General features: G+C 71.9%; 19 protein-coding genes. 12 read left to right on the top strand and 7 right to left on the bottom strand.

The annotated features are described in order from the left end of the window. Nucleotides 1–50: 50 nt before the first annotated feature. Genes ACTWQF_RS06820 through ACTWQF_RS06800 form a run of 5 tightly spaced genes read right to left on the bottom strand, consistent with a single transcriptional unit; the run spans nt 51 to nt 5562 of the window. A complete protein-coding gene (locus tag ACTWQF_RS06820; protein ID WP_443278058.1) occupies nt 51–932 on the bottom strand; it encodes a Gfo/Idh/MocA family protein in 882 nt (293 codons plus the stop codon). Then, a complete protein-coding gene (locus ACTWQF_RS06815; protein ID WP_443278056.1) occupies nt 929–2170 on the bottom strand; it encodes an ROK family transcriptional regulator in 1242 nt (413 codons plus the stop codon). Before ACTWQF_RS06815 ends, ACTWQF_RS06820 begins: the two co-directional genes overlap by 4 nt. Nucleotides 2171–2210: 40 nt before the next feature. Further along, nucleotides 2211–3101 (bottom strand): carbohydrate ABC transporter permease, encoded by an 891-nt coding sequence (locus ACTWQF_RS06810; protein ID WP_443278054.1) that lies wholly within the window; start codon nt 3099–3101, stop codon nt 2211–2213. Continuing rightward, the gene (locus tag ACTWQF_RS06805) at nt 3101–4153 is read right to left on the bottom strand and encodes a carbohydrate ABC transporter permease (RefSeq protein ID WP_443278052.1); all 1053 of its coding nucleotides are present in this window, start codon (nt 4151–4153) and stop codon (nt 3101–3103) included. Before ACTWQF_RS06805 ends, ACTWQF_RS06810 begins: the two co-directional genes overlap by 1 nt. Then, nucleotides 4150–5562: an ABC transporter substrate-binding protein gene (locus ACTWQF_RS06800; RefSeq protein WP_443278050.1), complete on the bottom strand. Its 1413-nt coding sequence runs from the start codon at nt 5560–5562 to the stop codon at nt 4150–4152. Before ACTWQF_RS06800 ends, ACTWQF_RS06805 begins: the two co-directional genes overlap by 4 nt. 143 nt (nt 5563–5705) lie before the next feature. Here ACTWQF_RS06800 and ACTWQF_RS06795 point away from each other — a divergent pair, with 143 nt between their 5' ends. The 5 genes from ACTWQF_RS06795 to ACTWQF_RS06775 all read left to right on the top strand — a co-directional run bounded on the left by ACTWQF_RS06795 (nt 5706) and on the right by ACTWQF_RS06775 (nt 12204). Next, the gene (locus ACTWQF_RS06795) at nt 5706–6752 is read left to right on the top strand and encodes a zinc-dependent alcohol dehydrogenase (RefSeq protein WP_443278048.1); all 1047 of its coding nucleotides are present in this window, start codon (nt 5706–5708) and stop codon (nt 6750–6752) included. A gap of 82 nt (nt 6753–6834) precedes the next feature. Then, entirely contained in the window at nt 6835–7653 is an 819-nt protein-coding gene (locus ACTWQF_RS06790) for a sugar phosphate isomerase/epimerase family protein (protein WP_443278046.1), read from the top strand. Next, nucleotides 7650–9200 (top strand): MGH1-like glycoside hydrolase domain-containing protein, encoded by a 1551-nt coding sequence (locus tag ACTWQF_RS06785; RefSeq protein ID WP_443278044.1) that lies wholly within the window; start codon nt 7650–7652, stop codon nt 9198–9200. The genes ACTWQF_RS06790 and ACTWQF_RS06785 overlap by 4 nt, the downstream gene beginning before the upstream one ends. A gap of 4 nt (nt 9201–9204) precedes the next feature. Further along, nucleotides 9205–11202, top strand: a complete 1998-nt coding sequence (locus tag ACTWQF_RS06780) for an amylo-alpha-1,6-glucosidase (RefSeq protein WP_443278042.1) — start codon at nt 9205–9207, stop codon at nt 11200–11202. 48 nt (nt 11203–11250) lie between these two features. After that, nucleotides 11251–12204 carry an FAD-dependent oxidoreductase gene (locus ACTWQF_RS06775; RefSeq protein ID WP_443278040.1) on the top strand — a complete coding sequence of 318 codons (954 nt, stop codon included), beginning with the start codon at nt 11251–11253 and terminating at the stop codon, nt 12202–12204. A gap of 16 nt (nt 12205–12220) precedes the next feature. Here ACTWQF_RS06775 and ACTWQF_RS06770 read toward each other — a convergent pair whose 3' ends face one another. Beyond that, complete coding sequence (locus tag ACTWQF_RS06770; protein WP_443278038.1) at nt 12221–13564, bottom strand: M14 family metallopeptidase; 1344 nt, start codon at nt 13562–13564, stop codon at nt 12221–12223. Nucleotides 13565–13742: 178 nt separating this feature from the next. Here ACTWQF_RS06770 and ACTWQF_RS06765 point away from each other — a divergent pair, with 178 nt between their 5' ends. After that, nucleotides 13743–15221 carry a M1 family metallopeptidase gene (locus ACTWQF_RS06765; RefSeq protein WP_443278036.1) on the top strand — a complete coding sequence of 493 codons (1479 nt, stop codon included), beginning with the start codon at nt 13743–13745 and terminating at the stop codon, nt 15219–15221. A 37-nt stretch (nt 15222–15258) separates the two neighbouring features. Here ACTWQF_RS06765 and ACTWQF_RS06760 read toward each other — a convergent pair whose 3' ends face one another. Further along, nucleotides 15259–16137: an oxygenase MpaB family protein gene (locus ACTWQF_RS06760; RefSeq protein ID WP_443278034.1), complete on the bottom strand. Its 879-nt coding sequence runs from the start codon at nt 16135–16137 to the stop codon at nt 15259–15261. Nucleotides 16138–16325: 188 nt separating this feature from the next. Here ACTWQF_RS06760 and ACTWQF_RS06755 point away from each other — a divergent pair, with 188 nt between their 5' ends. From ACTWQF_RS06755 to ACTWQF_RS06730, 6 genes are all read left to right on the top strand, one after another. After that, nucleotides 16326–18212, top strand: coding sequence for an ATP-binding protein (locus ACTWQF_RS06755; protein WP_443278032.1), 1887 nt, complete (start codon nt 16326–16328; stop codon nt 18210–18212). Continuing rightward, nucleotides 18209–18649 carry a roadblock/LC7 domain-containing protein gene (locus ACTWQF_RS06750; protein WP_443278030.1) on the top strand — a complete coding sequence of 147 codons (441 nt, stop codon included), beginning with the start codon at nt 18209–18211 and terminating at the stop codon, nt 18647–18649. Before ACTWQF_RS06755 ends, ACTWQF_RS06750 begins: the two co-directional genes overlap by 4 nt. Next, nucleotides 18646–19008 carry a DUF742 domain-containing protein gene (locus ACTWQF_RS06745; protein WP_443278028.1) on the top strand — a complete coding sequence of 121 codons (363 nt, stop codon included), beginning with the start codon at nt 18646–18648 and terminating at the stop codon, nt 19006–19008. Before ACTWQF_RS06750 ends, ACTWQF_RS06745 begins: the two co-directional genes overlap by 4 nt. After that, nucleotides 18989–19630: a GTP-binding protein gene (locus tag ACTWQF_RS06740; RefSeq protein ID WP_443278026.1), complete on the top strand. Its 642-nt coding sequence runs from the start codon at nt 18989–18991 to the stop codon at nt 19628–19630. Before ACTWQF_RS06745 ends, ACTWQF_RS06740 begins: the two co-directional genes overlap by 20 nt. A gap of 80 nt (nt 19631–19710) precedes the next feature. Further along, complete coding sequence (locus ACTWQF_RS06735) at nt 19711–20919, top strand: cytochrome P450 (protein WP_443278478.1); 1209 nt, start codon at nt 19711–19713, stop codon at nt 20917–20919. Then, complete coding sequence (locus ACTWQF_RS06730; RefSeq protein WP_443278024.1) at nt 20916–22187, top strand: cytochrome P450 family protein; 1272 nt, start codon at nt 20916–20918, stop codon at nt 22185–22187. Before ACTWQF_RS06735 ends, ACTWQF_RS06730 begins: the two co-directional genes overlap by 4 nt. Nucleotides 22188–22318: the final 131 nt, after the last annotated feature.

The following is a 22318-nucleotide window of genomic DNA, read 5'->3' as shown; positions in this document are numbered from 1 at the left end:
CCCAGGGCGCAGGGTGGGCAAGCGCAGCCCCCTGCCGGGTGCCCTGGCTGCTACCGGACCACCTGCTCCAGCAACTCCTGGAGCCGCAGCCCGCGTCGGGCGTCGATGTCCCCTGCGGAGCCACTCCGCACCGCGGTCGCGAACTCGCGGCGCAGGACCGGCCAGCACTCCTCGTGGTCGAGGTCCGCGGTGTCGTAGACCAGCTCTCCCTCGGGGGCGTACAGCTCGATACGGGTACGGGCCCGGGGCAGCGCGACCGCGCCGGAGAGCGAGGCCTGGCTGACGGCACCGTTCTCGTGCTCGCAGGTCAGCTCGGTCCAGCGGCGCGGATCGCCGGTGGCGCGTACGGCGGTGACGGGGCCGACCGCGAGGTCGAGCAGGTCGAGAAGGTGCGGGCCCAGGTCGAGCAGGGCGCCGGCTTCCAGTCGCCAGGCGGTGGCCTGGTCGCCGCCGAGGAACGCGCCGTGCAGATAGCAGGAGCGGGCCCCGGTGACCGTCAGCTCGCGGGCCCGGGCGAGGAAGTGCCGGGTCGCCGGGTGGTAGCGCTTGGTCAGCACCAGCTGGGAGACGACGCCGCTCTCCGCCACCGCGTCGGCGACGGCGCGGGCAGCCGCCAGGTCGGGCCCCAGCGGCTTCTCCAGCAGCAGCGCCCGGCCCGCGCGGGCGGCGCGCGGCGCCAACAGTGCCTGGACCGCGGGCGGTACGGCGAAGGCCACGGCCTCGCACTGGTCGAGGAGTTCGTCGAAGGAGGCCGCGGTTTTCGAGCCGCGTTCCACGGCGACCTGTGCTGCGGCTTCCGGTCTGCGCGCCCAGACGGCGGTCAGCTCGGTCTCGGGCCCGGCGGCGAGCATCCGGGCGTGCATGGTGCGGGCCCACGGCCCGGCGCCGACGAGCCCGACACGTATCGGAGGGCCGGGCCAGGGTGGGCTCACGGTGCGGTCTCCTTCGAGGTGGGACGGTCGTACGCGGACGCGGCCAGCCGGGCGTCGGCGCGGTCGGGGGCGTAGCGGTCCTCGACGACCATGCCGGCGGCGCCGATCAGGCCGGCCCGCTCGCCCAGTTGGGAGGTGACGACGTTGAGGTGCGCTGTGGTGCGGGGCATGGCGCGCTGGTACAGCAGCTCCCGTACGCCGGTCAGGAACGGGGTGCCCGCCAGGTCCCCGGCGATCATCAGGACGCCGGGATTGAGCAGGGTGACGACGGTGACCAGCACCTCCCCCACGCGGCGCCCGGCCTCGCGGGCCAGCCGTACCGCTTCGGGCCGGCCCGCGGCGAGGTGGTCGCGGACGCCGGAGCCGGAGGTGGTGGGCACGCCGGCGGCGGTGAGCTGGTTGGCCAGCGCGCGCCCGCTGGCGACGGCGGCGAGGCAGCCGTAGTTGCCGCACATGCACAGCGCGTCCTGGCAGTCGTGCAGCCGGATGTGTCCGATGTCGCCCGCACCGCCGTCGATGCCGCGGTAGGGCTGCCCGTCCACGACAACGCCCGCACCGATGCCGGTGGCCACCTTGATCAGCAGAAAGGCCGCACAGTCGGGGTGGCCGACGCGCTGTTCGGCATAGGCCATGAGGTTGGCGTCGTTGTCGACGAGGACGGGAACGGACGGTCCCGCCTGGACGTGTGCCGCGTACGCCTCCTGCATCCGCTCGCGCAGCGGGTAGCCGTCCCAGCCGGGCATGATCGGCGGCTGGATGACCAGTCCGGAGTCGAAGTCGACGGGCCCCGGCACCGACAGACCGATACCGCAGACCCGGGACGGGTCCGTGCCCTGCTCCTTGAGCAGCCCGGCGAACCACTGGCCGAGCCGGTCGAGCACCCGGTCGGGTCCGTCGCCGATGACCATCTCGCCCGAGCGTTCGGCCAGCACGTTCCCGGCGAGGTCGAGCACGCCGACAGTGGCGTGCCGGGTACCGAGGTCGGCGGCGAGCACCACGGCGTGCCCGGCGTCGAACTCCAGGCGTGCCGAGGGGCGCCCGCCGGTGGAGCCCGCCGCCGGCGTGGCCTCGCCCTCGCGCAGCCAGCCCGCCGCGAAGAGCTGGTCGAGGCGGTGGCCGACGGTGGACCTGGACAGCCCGGTGGCCTGTTGCAGTGCACCGCGGGTGGTGGCCCGGCCGTCCCGGATGAGCTGCAACAGATGTCCCGCGCTCGACTGGTTGCCGGTGGTACCGGTCATGCTCTCCTCAGCTCTTGTCCGCCGGGCGGCTCCAGGCCGCTCAGCTCTTGTCCGCGCCGCTGGTCAGGCCCTCGGTCAGGAGCCGTTCGGCGGCGAAGAACAGCAGGACGACGGGGATGGTCAGTACCACCGATCCTGCCATCAGCACCGTCTTGGAGACCTCGACGCCGTTGGCGAGCTGCTGGAGGCCGAGCGAGACCGTCCAGTTCTCCGGCTGCGCGGCCAGGAAGAGCAGCGCGAAGAGGAACTCGTTCCAGGCGATCATGAAGACGTAGAGCCCGGTCGCCATCAGCGAGGGCGCGGCGAGCGGCAGGACCACTTTGCGCACGGTCTGCAGCCGGGTACAGCCGTCGAGGGCGGCGGCCTCCTCGATGGAGTAGGGGATGGTGACGAAGTAGTTCTTCATCATGTAGATCGACACCGGCACGGTCTGTGCGATGTAGACGATGGCGAGTCCGACCAGGCTGCCTTGGAGCCCCATCTTCGCGAACATCACGAACAGCGGCACGGCCAGCAGCGTCGCCGGGAAGAGGTAGACCGCGAGGAAGAGGACGCTCACCTGCCTGTTGCCGAAGAACTTCAGCCGGCTGACCGCGTAGGCGCCGGGAATGGCGGCGAGCAGGGTCAGCACCACCGCACCGAGAGAGACCAGCGCGGAGTTGGCGAGCATGTGCAGAAAGCCCTGGCCGCCCTCGGCGGTGGGCTTCAGCACTTCCTCGTACGTACTGAGGGTGAAGTCCTCGGCGGAGACCCACAGTTGGCCCGGATTCAGCAGCAGCGCGTCGATGGGCTTCACCGACAGCAGCAGCATGTAACCGAAGGGCACCAGGGTGATCAGTGCCAGGAAGGCGATCACCACCCGCCGGAGCACTCCGAAGAGCCGCTCCTCGAACTGCGCGCGGCTCGGCAGGGACGTACGGATGCCGCTCATCACGCCTCCTCCTCGACCTTCTTGGCGAAGAACTTGAAGTACACGCCCAGCAGCACCATCAGCACGACGGCGAGCACCAGTGCCTGGGCCGCGGCGGCACCCACGTCGAAGCGTGCTGTGAGGAAGTCGTAGACCCGTACGGCCACCACGTCGGTGCCGGAGCCGCCGCCGGTGAGCAGATAGATGTCGTCGAACTTGTTGAACGTCATGATGAAGCGCAGTACGCACAGCAGCGCGATGACCGGCATCAGCTGGGGCAGCAGGACATAGCGGAAGCGCTGGGTGGGCGTGGCGCCGTCGACCGTGGCGGCTTCCTCCAGGACGTCGGGGACCGCCTGGAGGCGGGCCAGCAGGAAGAGGAAGGCGAACGGGAAGTAGCGCCAGGTCTCGAAGGCGATGACGGTCAGCAGCGCCAGCGGCACCTCGAAGTGCAGCCCGAGCAGGGAGACCTCGTAGGAGCGGGTGGAGAGGAAGGCGATGGGGTCGTCCCAGCCCAGCAGCTTGCCGCCCCACTCGTTGACGATGCCGAACTGTGGGCTGAGCGCGATCTGCCACACGAAGGCGACGGCCACCACGGGCGCCACGTACGGCAGCAGCATCGATCCGCGCAGCAGGCCACGGCCGCGGAAGGGCCGACGCAGCGCGAGGGCCGCGACCAGACCGAGCAGCACGGATCCCGCGGTGGAGCCGACGGTGTACAGCAGCGTCGTCCACAGGCTGGTCCAGAAGCCGGGCGAGGAGAAGACCCCGGCGAAGTTGTCCAGCGACCAGTTGCCGAACAGGCTCATGCCCTGGATGTCCACCAGCCGGGCGTGCTGGAAGGCCAGCAGCACCGTCCAGAGGATCGGCAGGACGACGACCACGAGGACGACCAGGAAGGTGGGGGTGACGAAGGCCAGCCCGGCGCGGTTCTCCCGTGCGGCCCCGGTCAGCGGGCGCCGGTCGGGACGACGGGACCCCGATCCGCCCTCTTTGTCATTAATGCCTGTTTTGTCGGGCTTTGGGGATTGGGTGGGCGCAGCGCTCGACGGAGTGGGGGATGTGGTGCTCATCGCAGGGACCTCCGCAGTGCGCCGACTTCCTCGTTGACCTTGCGGGCGGTCTCGCCGGGCCCTGTCTGTCCGCTGGTCAGCTCGCCGACGGCCTTGGCGACCGGCAGCTCGCCGTTGGTGGCGCCGACCAGGGCGCCCTCGCCCTCGGTGATGCCCCAGCGGCGCAGGTGACCGACCCCCTCGGTCAGCTCCTCCAGCAGCTTCTCGGGGTAGATCTCGTCGAGCCGCTTGCGGTGGGTGGCCTCGACGCCGAGCCTGCTGCTGCGCCAGGCCCGGGTGTACTTTTCCGGGTCGTCGGCGGTGCCCTCGCGGACCGGGATCTTGCCCTCCGGGGCCATGCCGTACCAGTCCTGGTATCCGGCCCCCATCATGTACTCGATGAAGCCGCGGGAGGCCGCCGTCTCGGCGGTCCTGGTCACCGTCCAGGAAGTGATCTCCCCGAACTGGGCGGCCTTCGCCGCGTCCGGGCCCTTGAGCGCTGTGGTGATACCGCTGTGCTCGGCGAGGAAGCCGGGGTCACGTTTGCACTGGGCGCAGCTGGGGCGGGCGTCCGCGCGCTCCCCGGCCAGCTCGTCCAGCAGGAAGGAGGACCACATCACCATGGGTGAGCGGCCCGCGAAGTAGGTGGCGCGGGTCGAGTCGACCGTCTGGGTGCCCACCGGCCCATGATCGTGGGCGAGCGTCCGGTACGTGGCGAAGGCACGGCGGCAGGCGGGCGAGTCGAGCGCCACCTCGCCCTTGGTGATCAGTTGGCAGTCGTCGGCCAGCGCAAGGTTCTCGAAGCTCTGCTGGGTGAAGGCGTCGCCCGGGTCGGTGGCCAGCGAGATGCCGTCCATCCGGCCCTTGTCGAGCTTCCTGGCGGCCTTCGTCATGGTGGCGTAGCTGGTGGGCGGCTCGAGGCCCGCCTTCTTGAACAGATCCTTGCGGTAGACGAGCAGCTGGAGCCAGGCGTCGGAGGGGACGGTCAGCCGGGTGCCGCCGTCGGCGGTGAGCCGGAGCGCGTTGGCGTTGAAGGTGCGAGGGCCGAGCTCCTTGACGATGTCGGCCGGGATCTTGGTGTTGAGCAGGTCGTTCTCGTACATCTGCCAGACCTGGCCGAGCGGGAGCGCGGCGATCACGTCGGGGAGGTCACCCGCGGCGGCGGCCGACATGATCAGCTGCGGCAGCTGGCCCTCGTCAACGCCGACGAGCTTCACCTGGACGCCGGTCTTCCGCTCGTAGCGGGAGACGATCTTCTCGGTGGCCGCCATCCGCGCCGGCATGTTCTCAAGCGTCCACACCGTAAGTTTTTTGTCCGGTTTGTCCGGGCCTGCCGCGGCATTCCCGGAGCAGCCAGCGAGGAGACCCACCCCGAGCACTCCGGCGAGCCCGGCCGCGGTCACCTTCGACCGCCGCGTCCACGTCTGCATGCCTCACCCTCGGTTCCGACTTCGGTTCGTTCCGAATTCAGCTTGTGAGTTACGCATCTCAACACCAGTTCTGTCTGTTCACAAGACGTAACCCCGATGTATCTTCTACGAAACCGCCGAAGCCGAGCCGTCCGGAGTCCCTTGTGGAGCGAGTTGTCCAGTTCACCGGCCCGCGAGCGGTCGAGGTGGCCGAGCACGAGAGCGCACCGCTGCCGCCCGGCCACTTGCGCGTCCGCACCCGCTGCTCGGGCATATCGGCGGGCACGGAACTGACCGCGTACCGGGGCACCAATCCCTATCTCACGCGCAGCTGGGACCCCGAGGCACGACTCTTCCGGGAGGGCGCGGCGGGCATCGCGTACCCGGTGACAGGCTGGGGCTATTCGGAGGTCGGCGAAGTCACGGAGGTCTCGCCCGAGTTGGCCGACACGCCGGACATCCCCCGCGTGGGCGACCTGGTGTGGGGCATCTGGGGCCACCGCAGCGAAGGCATCGTTCCCGCCGAGCGGATGGCCGGGCACACCCTGCCGGACGGACTCGACCCGCTGGCCGGAGCGTTCGCGCGGGTCGGTGCCATCGCCTACAACGCCGTTCTCGGCGCCGACATCCACCTCGGCGAGGACATCGCCGTCTTCGGCCAAGGTGTCATCGGCCTGCTGGCCACCCGGCTCGCCCAGCTCAACGGGGCCCGCGTGACGGCCGTCGACGCGCTGGACGTACGGCTGGAGCACGCGAAGCACCATGGCGCGGAGCAGCTGCTGAACGCCCGTACCGACGCCGTCGCGGAGCGGATCCGCGAGGCGACCGACGGGCGCGGCGCGGACGCGGCGATCGAGATCAGCGGTGCGTACCCCGCGCTGCACGAGGCGCTGCGGTCGGTCGCGGTCGGCGGGCGCGTGGTGGCCTCCGGCTTCTACCAGGGGGACGGGACCGGGCTGCGGCTCGGCGACGAGTTCCACCACAACCGGGCCCAGCTGGTCTGCTCGCAGATCGGCGGCGTCCCGCAGGCACTCTCCGGCCGGTGGACCGTCGAGCGGTTGCAGCGGACCTTTCTGCGGCTGGTCGCCGAGGGACGGGTGGACGTCAAGTCGCTGGTCAGCCATGTGGTGCCGGTGACCGACGCGGCAGACGCGTATGTGCTGCTGGACGAGCGGCCGGAGGATGCGTTGCAGGTGGTGCTCGAGTTCTGACGGCCCCTCTTGTCAGGGCCCCCTGGTGCTCCGCACCGAGCCCCACCGCGCAACCACCCTCCGACCTCCCGAAAGGCGAACCATGTTCAAGACGGCCTGCCAGGAGCAGCTGCTCCCGGGCGAAACCCTCCAGCAGAAGTGGGAGTTCGCCCAGGAGGCCGGATACGACGGCATCGAGCTGCGCGGCAAGGGCGACTTCCACTTCCGCGACCGGCTGCCCGAACTGCGCCGGGCCAAGGCGGACGGCGTGGTGATGCCGACGGTCTGCGTCGACATGCTGCACTTCTTCGCGGCGTTCGACGCGGACCAACGCCGCGACGCGCTCGCCCAGTTGAGGTCCCAGCTGACCGTCATCGCCGAGCTGGGCGGCGTGGGGGCGCAGACCCCCGCCTCGTACGGGATGTTCTCGCGCCGGCTGCCGCCCTTCACCCCGCCCCGCAGTGCGGAGGAGGACCGCGATGTGCTCCTCGACGGGCTGACGACGCTGGGCGAGCATGCCCGGGCCGAGGGCGTCACCCTCTTCCTGGAGCCGCTGAACCGCTACGAGGACCACATGGTCAACCGGCTGGAGCAGGCGGCGGAGCTGATCCGTACCGTCGGCCTGGACTCCGTCCGGATCGGGATCGACAGCTACCACATGAACATCGAGGAGGCCGACCCGCCCGCGGCGATCCTGGCGGCGGCCCCGTACATCGGGCACGCGCAGGTCAGCGACTCCAACCGGTACCAGCCGGGTGCCGGGCACCTGGACTGGTCCGCATGGCTGGGCGCCCTGGACAGCGCCGGCTACAGCGGCTGTCTGGCCGTGGAGTGCCGGCTGTCTCCGGAGTCGGACCCCGCGGAGGCCCTCAGGTCCATACCACCGTTCCTCGCCGCCCGCACCGGTGGAGTGGCACGGTGACGCCTCCCTCAGCGCCGGCCGGCACCGCGTCCACCTCCGCGTCCGACTCCGCGCCGTCCCGCCCCCCGGAGTTGCCGCAGCTGCCCGAAGCGCGCCGCGCCCTTCGCCGCGCCGCCTGCCAGGTGCTGCTCGGCAACTGGACCGGCAGCTCCACCGTGCCGTCCCACGGGCTGTATCCGCACCAGTGGAGCTGGGACTCGGCGTTCATCGCCATCGGGCTGCGCCATCTCTCCCCCGTGCGGGCGCAGCAGGAGGTGGAGACGCTGCTGGGAGCGCAGTGGGGAGACGGGCGGGTGCCGCACATCGTCTTCAACCGCGCGGTGCCGCTCGACGCGTACTTCCCCAGCCCCGACTTCTGGCGCTCGTCCTCGGCGGGCGCCGCCGCCGGTGCGCCGCGCACGGTGGAGACGTCCGGAGTGGTGCAGCCGCCGGTGCACGCGCTCGCCGCCTGGCTGGTGCACAGCGCCGATCCGGGTACGTCGGCGCGGCGCGGCTTTCTGGCCCGGGTGTATCCGCGGCTGGTGGCCTGGCACCGCTATCTGTCCGACCAACGCGACCTGGGCGGGCACGGGCTGGCCGCCGTGGTGCACCCCTGGGAGCCGGGGATGGACAACAGCCCGTGCTGGGACGGTCCGCTGGCCCGGATCGAGCCCGCCGCCGCCGGTACGTTCCGGCGCGCCGACCTGGTGCATGGAACGGCGGCCGACCGGCCCACCGACCTGGATTACGGGCGCTATGTGCGGCTGGCCGCCGAGTACCGCGACCACGGCTACCACGACGCCGGGGCCCCGCACTCCTTCGCCGTGGAAGACCCCGGGTTCAACGCCCTGTTCATCGCCTCCGAGTACGCACTGGCCCGGATCGCCGAGGTGCTGGACGGGGGCCCCGGCCCGCACCGGCAGCGGGCTGCGGCACTGACCGAGGCGCTGGTGGAGCGGCTGTGGTCGCCCGAGGCCGGGCAGTTCCTCTGCCGCGACCTGCGCGCGGAAGCCGTCGGCGACGCGGCGGGGGACGCCGCGCGGGACGGGCATGGCGGGCGGCTGGTGGCCGAGCGCAGCGCCGCCGGGCTGCTGCCGCTGGTGGCCCCGGAGCTGCCCCGGCACATCGTGGAGACGCTGCTGCGTACGGTCTCGGGCGAGCACTACGGCCTGGGCACCACCGTGCGGCTGCTGCCCAGTTACGACCTGCGCGGCGCTGCCTTCGACCGGTGCCGGTACTGGCGCGGTCCCGCCTGGTTCAACGTCAACTGGCTGCTGGAGCACGGACTTCGGCAGCACGGTGAGAGCGCGTGCGCCGACGCGCTGGCCGCCGAGGTGCTGCATGCCGCGGCGGCCAGCCGCTTCGCGGAGTACCTCGACCCGTACACCGGGCAGGGCCGTGGTGCCCGCGACTTCAGCTGGACGGCTGCGCTCGCCCTGGACCTGCTCGCCCGGGACCCGGCCTGCGCGGCGCCCGCTCCCCGTACGGCCGTTCCAGTGGCGGCGTCCGGCGCCGCACCGCACATTCCGGCGCCCGCGCCGGTGCCCGCGTCCGAGAAGGGGCCGTGAACCGATGACGGGGACCGAGCACCGGTTGCTCGTGCACGACGGCACCTTCGCGGTGCTGGCCCCTTCCGGGGACATCGCCGGAACCCCGGCTACGACGACGCCGGACGGGCTCTTCCGCCGTGACACCCGCCATCTGAGCCGCTGGCAGCTGACGCTCGACGGGTCGGCTCCGACGGTGCTCGTCCCGGCACCGGAGCCCGACCGGGGCGCCGACCCGGCCGCCGCGGTACTGACCCCGCGCGGTACCCGCGAGGCGCCGCCCGGGTGCACTCTCTTCCGCGAACAGGCCGTGGCGGACGGGGTGCTGACGGAGCGCATACGTGTCGTCAGCAACCAGGGCTCGGCGGCGCCGGTACGGCTGAGCCTGACCGTTGACGCCGACTTCGCCGACCAGATGGAACTGCGCTCGCCGCACCACGAGTACCCGCGCCCTGACGCCGTACGCAGCACTGTCAGCCGCCCGGACGGGATCGAGTTCCACTACCGGCGCGGCGCTGACTGGCATGCCCGTACGGTCATCACCGCCGATCCCGCACCCGTTGAGACCGTGGCCGCCGAGACGACGGAGACCGACGGCACGGCACGCAGGATGAGCTGGCTCCTGGAGCCGTCGCCGCACGGCGCGGTCGAGCTGCGGCTGCGGGTGGCGGCGCTGCCGCACGGCGCGCCGGAAGCCGACTCGGCCACCGGAGCGGACGGAGCCCGGGACCCGGCGTCCATACGCTCCGAACTGGCCGCCGCGCGGCATGCGTTCGTGGCGGCCGAGCCGTGCCCGAGCCGGCGTACCGCCCGCCCTGAGCTGGCCCGCGCCTGTGAGCAGGGGCTGGCCGACCTGGCCGGGCTGTGCATCACCGTCCCGGGACCGGCGGATGTGCCGCTGCGGGTACCGGGTGCCGGAGTGCCCTGGTTCCTGGCGCTGTTCGGCCGGGACTCGCTGCTCACCTCCTTCTTCGCCCTCCCCTTCCGCCCTGAGCTCGCCGAGGCCACCCTGCTGGCGCTGGCAGCCACCCAGGCCGAGACGACTGATCCGGCGCGGGTGGCCGAGCCCGGCAAGATCGTGCACGAGGTGCGGCACGGCGAACTGGCCGCCTTCGGACAGGTGCCGTACGGCCGCTACTACGGATCCGTCGATTCCACCCCACTCTTCCTCGTCCTCCTCGGCGCCTACGCGGAACAGCAGGGCACCGAAGGCCAGAAGCTCGCCCGCCACCTGGAGCCGCAGGCGCGGGCCGCGGTGCAGTGGATGTTCGCTCATGGCGGTCTGGAGGACCTGGGCTACCTCGCCTACCGGCCGGACAACGGCGGTCTGGCCAACCAGAACTGGAAGGACTCCCCCGGCGCGATCTGCGCGGCCGACGGCACCCTGCCGACCGGCGCCGTGATGGTCGCCGAGGTGCAGGGGTACGCGTACGACGCGCTGTGCCGCACCGCCGAGCTCGCCCGTACGGCCTGGGACGACCCCGGCTACGCGGGCCGGCTGGAGCGGGCCGCGGCCGGGCTGCGCGAGCGCTTCGGGGCGGACTTCTGGCTGCCGGACCGCGGCTTCCCGCCGCTCGCGCTGGACGAGACCGGACGCCGTCTGGACGCGCTCGCCTCCGATGCGGGGCATCTGCTGTGGTCGGGCATCCTGGGACAGCGCCGGGGCGAGACGGTGGGACGGCGGCTGCTGGAGCCGGACTTCTTCTCCGGCTGGGGCGTACGCACGCTGGCCGCGGGCCAGGCCGCGTACCACCCGCTCTCCTACCATCGCGGCAGCATCTGGCCGCAGGACAACGCGCTGATAGCGCTCGGTCTGGCCCGCTACAGCCTGCGGGCCGAGGCCGCACGGCTGGCGGAGGGGCTGCTGGCCGCTGCCGCGCGATGCGATCACCGGCTGCCGGAGGTGCTGGCCGGGTACGACCGCGAGGACTTCCCGGAGCCGGTCCCCTACCCGCACGCCTGCTCACCGCAGGCATGGGCGGCGGCCACCCCGCTGGCGCTGCTGACAGCGCTGAGCCGCTGACCGGGGGCGTTCCCGCGGCGTAGTGTCGCGGAATGGGTGAGGTGACACATGGGTGAGGCGAGGCAGCGCGGAGGCGGCGCCGGGGGCGTGGTCGTTCTCGGCGGCGGGGTCATCGGGTTGACGACGGCCGTGATCCTGGCGGAACGCGGCATGGACGTACGGGTGTGGAGCCCGCAGCCGCCCGGTGGCACGACCTCCGCAGTTGCGGGCGGCCTGATCTGGCCGTACCGCATCGAGCCGGAGAAGCAGGCCCTCGACTGGGCAGTCCGCTCGTTCCGGCACTTCTCCTGGCTCGCCGAGCAACCGCCGACCACAGGGGTACGGCTGGTGCGCGGACGGATGCCGGGCAGCACCCCGCCCCCGGAGTGGAGCGCGCTGACCGGCACCCCTCCCCGGGCTCCGCTCGTCGACATGCCGAGCTATCTCCGTTATCTGGTGGGCCGGTTCGAGGCCGCGGGCGGGCGTTGGGAGCAGCGCGCGGCCCGCTCCCTCACCGAGGCGGCAGCCGCGGCGCCCACCGTCGTGAACTGCACCGGACTCGGCGCCCGCGAACTGGTGCCCGACCCGGCGGTGCGTGCCGTACGCGGTCAGATCCTCGTCGTCGAGAACCCGGGCATCGAGGAGTGGTACGTCGCCGCGAGCGACAGCGCCAGTGAGACGACGTACGTCCTGCCGCAGCCCTACGGGCTGGCCCTCGGCGGTACGGCGGAGGACGGCGCCGAGGAGCGGGAGCCCGACCCCTCGACCGCTGCGGCGATCGTGGAGCGGTGCGCCGCGGTCCACCCGGAGCTGGCCACCGCCACCGTCCTCGAACACCGGGTTGGGCTGCGTCCGTTCCGGCACAGTGTCCGGCTGGAGGCCGAGCAGGTGCCCGACGGGCGGGGCGGTACGTCGCTTTGCGTGCACAACTACGGGCACGGCGGCGCGGGCGTCACCGTCTCCTGGGGCTGCGCGGTGGACGCCGCCCGGCTGGTCGGGCCGCCGGGCTCTGCCGCCGGGTGACCGGCCCGAGCCGCGCTCAATCGCACTGCGCCACCGGTGTCCCCGCCGTCAGCCCGAACTTCGCGCGTCCGTCCAGCAACAGCGGTACCAGCGCGCGCTGCGACTGGCGCAGCGGCACGAACGCGCCGTCGCCGCGCCGCTCGGCCCGCACGCCGTGCAGCTGGAGCGTTGAGCTGACGTCGTGCCACTGCTCGGGGGTCAGCGCATAGCCGCAGGGAGGGTCGGTCAGCACCTGGTCGTCGGCGGGCTCATCGTTATCCGCGCCATCGAGGTAGACGGGCCCACGGTCGGCGAGGCCCTCGGCGCGAGCCCGGTCGGTGGCCGCCTCGATACGGCCGCGGTGGGTGTCGGCGAAGTCGAACGCGCCCTTGAGCGCGGCCAGATGGGAGCCGACGCGGCGGCGGTTGTTGGTGGCGTCGTCCGACTTCTCCTCGTCGGTGAGGGGGTCGGTGCGGGTCTCGACGAGCAGGCCGACGGAGTGTTTGACGCCCACGGTGTTGCGGAGAATGCGCTCCTGCCCGTCACCCGCAACCTGTTTGACGGGCTCGCCGGTCTCCGGGTCGGTCCAGATGCCGTAGATGCCGGTGCTGTAGCCCGCGTCCTGTGCGGCGGGGCGTACATACCTCTCGGACAGCGCCGTGGACTCCCGGTGCAGAGCGCGCGCGGTGTTGAGGTTGCGGGGCCACAGGGAGAGCAGGTCCTTGATGTAGTACGGCTCGTGGGCGCTGTATTCGTGCAGGTCGTAGACGGTGTCGGGGCGCCGGTCGCGGAGGACGGCCGCCATGGCGCGGGCCTCGGCGGTCTGGAGGGCGAGGTGGTCGCGGTTGATGTCGGTGCCCGTGGAGTTGCCACGAGTGTCCGCGGCCCGGCCGTCGGGGTTGGCGGTGGGGATGACCAGCAGTGTCGTACGGGAGAGAAAGCGCCGGGTGGCGCGGTCCTCGGCGAACGCCAGATCCCGCACGGTGCTCAGACACGCCTCACGGCCCGCGGGCTCGTCGCCGTGCTGGGAGCAGACGAGCAGCACGGAGTTGCCGCCTCGCGCCGTCTCCGGGCTCAGCGGCGCGGGGGCGCCGACGCTGATGAGCTGGAGGGGGCGGCCCTGCTCGGTGCGGCCGATGGTGTCGAGGGTGACGCGGCTGCTGGCCCGGTCCACGGTGCGGAGGAAGTGCTGTTCCTCGGGCTGAGTCGTCCAGCGCGCACCGTGGGAGCGCTCGAATCCGGTGCGCGGGGCCGGGGAGTTCGCCGCGGAGCCCGGGGTGGCCCGCGCGGAGGTGGTGGCGAGCAGCGGAACGAGCAGCGCCGCCGAGGTCAGGGCAGCGGTCTTCCACCGGGAGCGGCCGGGCCGCGGGCGAATCACCATATGAGGGACGGTAGTCGTACGAACTCCCGTGCAGAAGGGGGCGTATGTCGTCAGGATGACGGCCGGATGACGAGGGTTGCTGTGGACATGCGGTGTGACGCGTGAGTACATACGCTCCGGACGAAGTGACTCCTGTCGCGGAAGAAGTGGCTCCTGTCACAGAAGAGTTGGAGGACTCGTGCGTCACAGACTGATCGTCCCGGGTGCGATAACGGCGGCCTCACTGCTGCTCGCGGTCCCGGCCTCGGCGGCCGAACCGACCCCGGGAGCCCCCGGCGTGGGCGACCCCTACTACCCGGACTACGGGAACGGCGGCTACGACGTCTCCCACTACGACCTTCGGCTCACCTACCAGCCGAAGACGGACAAGCTCACGGGCACCGCCACACTGCTGGCCACCGCGGAACAGGACCTGTCGCGCTTCAACCTGGACTTCGCACTGGACGTCAGCGAGGTGCGGGTCAACGGGAAGAAGGCCCGCTTCGACACCTCGGGTGCGCACGAGTTGGAGGTGACCCCGGCCGAGCCGCTGGCCAAGGGCGAGAAGGCGACCGTCGTGGTGCGCTACCAGGGCGTCCCCTCCCAGGTCGAGGTGAACGGCTTCACCTCGTGGCACCGCACCAAGGACGGCGGCGTCGCCGCCAACGAGCCCGAGTCGGCCTGGTGGTGGTTCCCCAGCAACGACCACCCCACCGACAAGGCGAGCTACGACATCAGCGTCGCCGTGCCGGACGGCACCCAGGCCATCAGCAACGGCACCCTCCAGTCGCAGCGCTCACAGGCCGGCTGGACGCGCTACAACTGGCGCTCCCGCGCACCGCAGGCCACCTACCTGGCCACTCTCGCGCTCGGCAAGTTCGACATCACCAAGTCGAAGACCGACTCCGGACTGCCCGTCATCAACGCCTACAGCAAGGACCTTGGCGAGCACGAGGGCGCGGCACGGGCAAGCATCGAGCGGACCGCCGAGCTCACCGAATGGCTGGAGGGCTACTTCGGTGAGTATCCCTTCGAAGCGCTGGGCGGCTATGTGCCGGCCACCGACACCACATACGCGCTGGAGACCCAGACCCGTCCCTTCTACAGCCCCGACGACTTCGCGGACGGCTCCAACACCTCCGTCGTCGTCCACGAGATGGCCCACCAGTGGTACGGGGACAGCGTCTCCGTGAAGGGCTGGAAGGACATCTGGATCAACGAGGGCTTCGCGCGGTACGCACAGTGGCTCTGGTCCGAGGAGCAGGGCGAGGGCACGGCGCAGGAGCTGGCCGACTACGCCTACGCCTCGCGCCCGGCCGACGACCCCTTCTGGAAGGTCAAGCCCGGTGACCCCGGCCCCGACAACCAGTTCCACCGCGCGGTCTACGACCGGGGCGCCATGACCCTGCAGGCGCTGCGGAACGAGATCGGCGACAAGGACTTCTTCGCCGTGCTGAAGGGGTGGCCGCAGAAGCACAAGGGCGGCAACGCCGCCGTGGGCGACTTCGTCGACTACGCGGAGAAGGTTTCCGGCAAGCCGCTCGACAAGCTCTTCGACACCTGGCTCTACCAGCCGTCGAAGCCTTCAGCGGGGGCCGCGTCCTTCGCTGCCGAGAGCACCCCGAAGCAGCCCCGCTCCTGGAAGCAGATCCACACCGCGGACCACCACCGCCACTGAGGCGGTCCCCGTCGCGAGTGGGGGTGTCCGCCCCCACTCAGCGGCGGGCCGCACGCGCCTTCCGTGCGTACGGGAAGTAGCGGAGACGCTCCGGAACCAAGGGCAAGGTCCAGGCGAGGACGCGGCCGAGGCGGCGCAGCCGGCGTTCCTGACGCGGCGTCCAGGGCAGCCGCAGCACCTCACGTGCGTCGGGCGGCATCAGTCCGACGGTCATGAAGCGCTGGAACCGGGCGAACCCGGGAACGACGAGCGGCCAGACCACCCGCAGCGCCCACCGCACGGCCCGCGGCCCGTAAGGCGGCGGCGGAACGTCGGTGTTCACCGTGGTGAGCTCACCGACGACCTTGGTGGGCTCGATCTCCTCGGCCAGCATCCGCCGCCAGTAGGGCCAGAACTCTTCCCGCGTACGGGGCATGTCCCTCTCGTGGATGCCCAGGACGCGGCCGACCTGGAGCCACTCGGCGTACAGCCTGCGCTCCTCCTCGTCCGTGTAGGGGCGGCGGCCGAGATACCGCTGGGCGTTCTGATAGGTGGGGAAGCCGGTGGCGTGCACCCACGCGTAGTAGGCGGGTGTGAGCGCGTGGTAGCGGCGGCCGTGCGCATCGACGCCCTGGATGGTCTTGTGCAGCCCGCGCAGCCTGCGCCCCTCGGCGATGCCTTCCTCGCCGCCGTAGACCCACAGCAGAAAGCTCCGCAGCGAGCGTTCTCCGCGGCCCCAGGGGTCGGTACGGAAGACGGAGTGCTCGTCCACTCCTGCACCCACGGCGGGGTGGGCCACCTGGAGAGTGAGCGCGGCGGGCAGCATGAGCAGCTGGCGGACCTCCCCGACGACGTCCCACAGGATGCCGTCCGGGGGCGGGGGCTCCGGCCCGGTGCGTGCCAGGCGGTCTCGTTCGCTTGCTTGCACTCTTCTCATGATGCCTCTGCGGCCCTCATGATGCCTCCGGTGCCCCTTCCGGCGCGGCGCGCGGCGATTCTGTGCGGAACCACCACACCCCTCGGCTGCTTAGTGATCACTAACTGGCCTATATTGGTGCGACGTTGATCGGAGGGCTGCGGCTCAGCTCTCGCCTCTGCCCGGTTCCGTCCCCTAGGACCTGATTGATGACCTCCCCCGAGATATCACCGCCTCCGGCCACAGGCACGGGCCAACCGGCAGTCGGCACCGCTCAGCCGGTCACAAACCCCGCACAGCCGGTCGGGAACGCCGCACAACCGGTCGCGAACGCCGGTCAGCCGACCACGGGCACTCGGCCGGCCGCCGCCGGTGGTGGTGGGACCGCCACCGGCACGGCGCTCGCGCTGCTGATCTCCGTCGCGGTTGCGGGCATCGCGTGCCTGATCGCCGTCTACGCCAGTGCCGAGTCGGCACGCATCGCGGTCGCCTGGAGCGCCGGCGCGGCCGGTGCGGTGCTGTGCGCGGCTGTCACGGTGGCGGCGCACGCCCGGCTCACCAGCCGCTCGCTGCGTGCCGCGGTGGCCGCGGGCCACTCCCGGGCGGCCGAACGGGACGCGACCGACAACTACTTCGCCGACGCGACCGTGCCCGCACTGGTGGAGCGGCTTCGGCACGGCGGCTCGGCCGAGACCGCGCTGGCCGAGGCGCCGCCGGTGGCCTCCGAGGCACAGCGCCGGGTGCTGATCACCGTGGCGAACGAGGTCCACAGGGGCGAGAACATGCGTGCCGCGGCGATGTCGGCGTGCGCCAACGCGGCGGGCCGGGTGCAGGCGCTGGCCACCAGCATGGCCGCCGACCTGCGCGAGATGGAGCACACGCACGCGGACGAGGATGTGCTGGCCGACCTGTTGCAGCTGGACCACAGGAACGCGCAGATGGGCCGGATCGCCGACTCGATCGCCGTCCTCACCGGCGCCCGTTCGGGCCGCCGCTGGGCGAAGCCGATCGTGATGGAGTCGATTCTGCGCGGCGCCATGGGCCGGATCAGCGGCTACCAGCGCGTGCGGCTGCACTCGACGAGCGAGGTCGCCATCGCGGGCCATGCGGCCGAGGGCGTCATGCACCTGCTGGCCGAACTGATGGACAACGCGGCGAACTTCTCCCCGCCCACCTCCGAAGTGCACGTCTACGTCGAGGAGGTGGCCGCGGGCGTGGTCATCACCGTCGAGGACGGCGGCCTGGTGATGGGAGAGGTCGCGCTGCGCCGCGCCCAGCAGGCCGTCTCCGCCGACCACGGTGACCTGACCACGCTGTCCGGTACCCGGCTGGGTCTGGCCGTGGTGGGGCGACTGGCCCGCAAGCACGGCCTGTCCGTCTCCTTCCGGCCCTCCGCGCACGGCGGCACCGGCGTGCTCGTCCGCGTCCCGCGCGAGCTGCTCACCGAGCCGCGCCGCGAGGAGCCCGCGCCCCCGGTGGCCGGGTCCACCCGGGCAGCGACCCTCCCCCAGCCTCCGGCCGGTGGGACCCCCACCTCGCTGGGCGCCACCCAGAGCGCCCCACTGCCGGCCGCGGAGCAGACCCGCCCGGCCGTGGGCCAGGCCCGTACGACGGCGGAGCAGGACCGCCCGGCGGCGGATCACGTACGTGGCGCCGCGGATCACATCCGTCCGGCCGCCGATCACACCGCGCAGCCGGAGTCCGCCGTCCCAGCCCAGCAGGGCGCCCAGGGCCACGACCAGCGGGAGAGCGGCGCCTACGCGACCGCGGCCCCACCGCCCCAGCAGTACGGCGACAGCGGGCTGCCCAAGCGGCGGCGGGGCCAGACCCTCGCGGCCGTCGCCCGGGCCTCGGCCGCCTCGTCGCGGACGGGGAGCTCCTCGTCCGGGGCGGAGCGCGAGGCCGCCGAGGAGGCGACCGCGGACGGCAAACGCCCGGCGGCCGGCCGTACGAAGCGTCCCTCCGGCACCCGGTTCGGCGACTTCCGCCGGGCCGTCCAGGGCGCCGGCGACTCGGAAGAAACCGGCCAGAACGCCATGCCTTCCGCCTCCTCCCCCTCTCCCTCCTCTTCCCTCTCGGAGGACGACACCGAATGATCACTGACAGCAAGCTCGACTGGCTGCTGGAGAACCTCCTGGAGCGCACCCCCGGGGCCCGGCACGCTCTCGTGCTCTCCCGTGACGGCCTCAAGCTGTGCCGTACACCGGAGCTCTCCATCGACCAGGCCGACCAGCTCGCGGCCATCTCGGCCGGTATCCAGAGCCTGTCGCACGGGGCTTCCGTGGAGTTCGGCGACGGCAACGGCGGGGTGCGCCAGGCGATGGCGGAGTTCTACGGCGGCATCCTGTTCGTCGTGGAGGCGGGCGCCGGTGCGCATCTGGCCGTCGTCGCCGAGGAGGACTCCGACGTGGGCCTCATCGGCCACAACATGAACGAGCTGATCGAGCAGCTCAGCGAATACCTCAGCGCCCCGCCGCGCAAGTCGGCCGCAGGCGACGTCCGCAGCGGCGTAGACGGAGGCGGAGCAGTATGACTCGGCCGGGCCGGGACGAGGACCCGGACCGGCTGTACACCGTGACCGGCGGGCGCAGCCGTTCCACGACCGGAGCCGACACCTTCGACCTGGTGACGCTCGTGGTCAGCGAGAGCGCCCCGGTGCGTGGCATGCAGTCGGAGCACGCCGCGATCCTCCGTATCTGCCGCTTCCCCACGGCGGTCGTGGAGCTGGCCGCCGATCTTGGACTGCCGGTGAGCGTCGTCCGCATCCTGCTGGGCGACCTGCTCGCCCAGGGGAAGATCACCGCTCGCCATCCGCGGCGGGCCCAGACCGCTGACGCACTGCCCGATCCCGACCTCCTGAAGCAGGTGCTCGTTGGACTCCGCAACATCTGACGCGAACTCGGTGACGACAGCCGGCACCGAAGCCCGCCCGCCGCTGCTCAGTACCGCGGCCCAGGGGCTGAAGATCGTGATCGTCGGCGGCTTCGGTGTCGGCAAGACGACCATGGTGCGGGCCGTCAGCGACATCCGTCCGCTGAACACCGAAGAAACGATGACCCGCGCCGGCGAGGGCGTCGACGACCTCTCGGCCGTGCAGGGCAAGACGACCACCACGATCGCCTTCGACTTCGGCCGGATCAGCCTCAACGACGAGACGGTGCTGTACCTGTTCGGTGCGCCGGGCCAGGAGCGGTTCTGGTTCCTGTGGGACCGGCTCTTCTCCGGCACCCTGGGCGCCGTCGTCCTGGTGGACACCCGGCGGCTGGAGGACTCCTGGTACGCCATCGACCGGCTGGAGGCGCACGGCACCCCGTTCATCGTCGCCCGTAACGACTTCGGCGGACCCCAGCACACCGCCGAACAGGTGCGCGATGCCTTGGACCTGCCCGAGGACGTCCCGCTCGTCGAGTGCGACGCGCGCTCCCGCGAGTCCAGCAAGGAGGTGCTGCTCGCCCTCGTCCAGCACCTGTACACCCTGTCCACCGCGCGTTCCGCCCCGGAGAACACCCCTTGACACCCGCTCAGCAGTTCAGCACCGCCTCCGCACCACCGCCCGGCTGCCCCGCACACCCGAGTCCGGACGCCGTTCCCCTGATGGGTCCGCGCTTCCAGAACGACGACCGTGCCCGGCTCTACCGGGAGATGTACGAGCAGCACGGGGCGCTCGCGCCGGTCGTCCTGCCTGGCGACGTGCCCTGCTGGCTGGTGCTCGGCTATCGCGAACTGCACCAGATCACCTCCGACCCGGCGCTCTTCAGCCGCGACTCGGGGCTGTGGAACCAGTGGCCGAACATTCCGGCGGACTGGCCGCTGCTGCCGATGGTGGGCAAGCAGCCGTCGATCCTCTACACCGTCGGCGAGCGGCACCACCGCCGCGCGACGCTGATCAGCGACGCGCTGGCCGCCGTCGACCCGTTCGAGCTGCGCGAGAACTCCGAGCGGTTCGCCGACCGGCTGATCGACGAGATCTGCGGACGCGGCTCGGCCGACCTGATCGCCGAGTACGCCAAAGTGCTGCCCGCGCTGGTGCTCGCCCGGCTCTACGGCTTCTCCGACGAGGCCGGGGCCGACCTGGTGCCCAGCATCAACGCGCTGGTCGACGGCGGGGCCGAAGCGCTGGAGGGCCGCGACCGGGTGAACTCGGCGATGCGCTCCCTGCTCGCCTCCCGGCGCGAGGCACCGGCCGCCGGGGTGGCCTCCCGGCTGCTGCACCACGACTACTCGGACGACTTCTCCTTCGAGGAGATCGTCGAAGACATGATGGTGACCTTCGTCGCCGGCCACCAGCCGACCGCCGACTGGATCGGCAACTCGCTGCGGCTGATGCTCACCGACGACCGCTTCGCCGCCTCCCTCTCCGGCGGCCGGCACAGCGTCGCCGAGGCCATGAACGAGGTGCTGTGGGAGGACACCCCCACCCAGAACATCGCGGGCCGCTGGGCGACCCGCGACACCCAGCTGGCCGGGCGGCACATCGCCGCCGGCGATCTGCTGATGCTCAGCTTCGCCGCGGCCAACGGCGACCCCCAAGTGCGTCCGGACCGTACGGCGTTCACCGGCGGGAACAGCGCCTTCCTCTCCTTCGGGCACGGTGAACACCGCTGCCCCTACCCGGCCCAGGACATCGCCGAGGGCATCGCGCGTACCGGCATCGAGGTCCTGCTGGACCGGCTGCCGGACGTGGATCTGGCGGTCGGTGCGCAGGCCCTGGTCTGGCGTCCGTCGCCGTTCCTGCGCGGTCTGGCGTCGCTTCCTGTGCGCTTCTCCCCGACCCCGACCAGCACCGCAGGAGGCCACGGATGACGTCGTGTCCCGTCACCGGCACCGGCTCGGGCTCGGACCGCGAGGGCGCCGCCGGCGAGGTGATCGTGCTCGACCCGCTGGTGCGCGACCTGGTCGGCGAAGGTGCCCGGCTGCGTGCCGCGGGTCCCCTCGCCCCCGTCGAACTGCCGGGCGGCGTACGGGTGTGGGCGGTCACCCACCACGCGGAGGCCCGCAAGCTGCTGACGGACAGCAGGCTGGTCAAGAACATCGACCACTGGGCCGCCTACCAGCGCGGGGAGATCCCGCAGACCTGGCCGCTGATCGGGCTGGCCGACCCGGGCCCCAGCATGCTCACCTTCGACGGCCCCGAGCACCGCAGGCTGCGGACGCTGACCGCGCAGGCGCTCACCCCGCGCCGGGTGGCGGCGATGCGGCCCCGTATCGAGGAGATCACCCGCGAGTTGCTGGACGGCCTGGAGGCGTCGGCCGACGCGGCGGGCCGCGTCGATCTCAAGGCCGGCTTCGCCTACCCGCTGCCGATGGCCGTCATCGGTGACCTGCTGGGCATCGACACCACCCAGATCCCGCGGCTGCGCACCCTGTACGACGGCTTCTTCAGCAGCGTCACCCCGGCCGAGGAGGTGCAGGGCATCATCGCCGAGCTGGGCTCGCTGTTCAGCGCCGTTGTCGCGCAGAAGAAGGAGTCCCCCGGCGACGATCTGACCAGCGCCCTGCTGGCGGCTGCCGAGGAGGGCGACTCGCTCAGCGACGAGGAGATCGTGGCCACGGTCCAGGTGCTGATCACCGCCGGGCACGAGACGACGATCAGCCTGATCGTCAGTGCGGTACGGGCGCTGCTCACCCACCCCGGACAGCTCGCCCTGGTCCGCTCGGGCGAGGTCAGCTGGGAGGCCGCCATCGAGGAGACGCTGCGCTGGGACGCGCCGACCACCCATGTGCTGGTCCGCTTCGCCACGGAGGACATCGATGTCGGCGGCACCGTGATGAAGCAGGGCGACGCGGTGATCATCGCCTACGGCGCCATCGGGCGCGACGAGCAGCAGCACGGGCCCGACGCGGAGCGCTTCGACGTCACGCGTACGCCGCCGACGCGGCACCTGGCCTTCGGACACGGTCCCCATGTGTGCCCCGGCGCGCCGCTGTCCCGCCTCGAGGCCCTGGTCGCCCTCCCCGCGCTCTTCGACCGCTTCCCCGGTCTGGGCCTGGCGGTCGACCCCACGGAATTGCGGAACAAGCCCGCCATCACGCAGAACGAGCTGTACGAGTTGCCTGTGCGGCTGCACTAGCGCCGGTGAGGGGGTGCCCCTGTCCGACGTACGCGGTCTGCGGGCTCGTCGTGGCTGGTCGCGCAGTTCCCCGCGCCCCTGACGGGGCGCTCCGCCCCCACCCCCGGGAGGGGGCAGGGGCGGCGGCAAAA

Origin of the sequence: Streptomyces sp. 8N114 (genome assembly GCF_052245835.1) — a bacterium.
Lineage (GTDB): Bacteria > Actinomycetota > Actinomycetes > Streptomycetales > Streptomycetaceae > Streptomyces.
This window is presented reverse-complemented; position numbering and strand designations above follow the sequence as displayed.

Coding starts and splice junctions, on each gene's coding strand:
- ACTWQF_RS06755 (WP_443278032.1), top strand. CDS start 16,326: ATGACCTCCCCCGAGATATCACCGCCTCCGGCCACAGGCACGGGCCAA.
- ACTWQF_RS06735 (WP_443278478.1), top strand. CDS start 19,711: ATGGGTCCGCGCTTCCAGAACGACGACCGTGCCCGGCTCTACCGGGAG.
- ACTWQF_RS06745 (WP_443278028.1), top strand. CDS start 18,646: ATGACTCGGCCGGGCCGGGACGAGGACCCGGACCGGCTGTACACCGTG.
- ACTWQF_RS06800 (WP_443278050.1), bottom strand. CDS start 5,562: ATGCAGACGTGGACGCGGCGGTCGAAGGTGACCGCGGCCGGGCTCGCC.
- ACTWQF_RS06750 (WP_443278030.1), top strand. CDS start 18,209: ATGATCACTGACAGCAAGCTCGACTGGCTGCTGGAGAACCTCCTGGAG.
- ACTWQF_RS06780 (WP_443278042.1), top strand. CDS start 9,205: ATGACGGGGACCGAGCACCGGTTGCTCGTGCACGACGGCACCTTCGCG.
- ACTWQF_RS06730 (WP_443278024.1), top strand. CDS start 20,916: ATGACGTCGTGTCCCGTCACCGGCACCGGCTCGGGCTCGGACCGCGAG.
- ACTWQF_RS06810 (WP_443278054.1), bottom strand. CDS start 3,101: ATGAGCGGCATCCGTACGTCCCTGCCGAGCCGCGCGCAGTTCGAGGAG.
- ACTWQF_RS06815 (WP_443278056.1), bottom strand. CDS start 2,170: ATGACCGGTACCACCGGCAACCAGTCGAGCGCGGGACATCTGTTGCAG.
- ACTWQF_RS06790 (WP_443278046.1), top strand. CDS start 6,835: ATGTTCAAGACGGCCTGCCAGGAGCAGCTGCTCCCGGGCGAAACCCTC.
- ACTWQF_RS06775 (WP_443278040.1), top strand. CDS start 11,251: ATGGGTGAGGCGAGGCAGCGCGGAGGCGGCGCCGGGGGCGTGGTCGTT.
- ACTWQF_RS06760 (WP_443278034.1), bottom strand. CDS start 16,137: ATGAGAAGAGTGCAAGCAAGCGAACGAGACCGCCTGGCACGCACCGGG.
- ACTWQF_RS06770 (WP_443278038.1), bottom strand. CDS start 13,564: ATGGTGATTCGCCCGCGGCCCGGCCGCTCCCGGTGGAAGACCGCTGCC.
- ACTWQF_RS06805 (WP_443278052.1), bottom strand. CDS start 4,153: ATGAGCACCACATCCCCCACTCCGTCGAGCGCTGCGCCCACCCAATCC.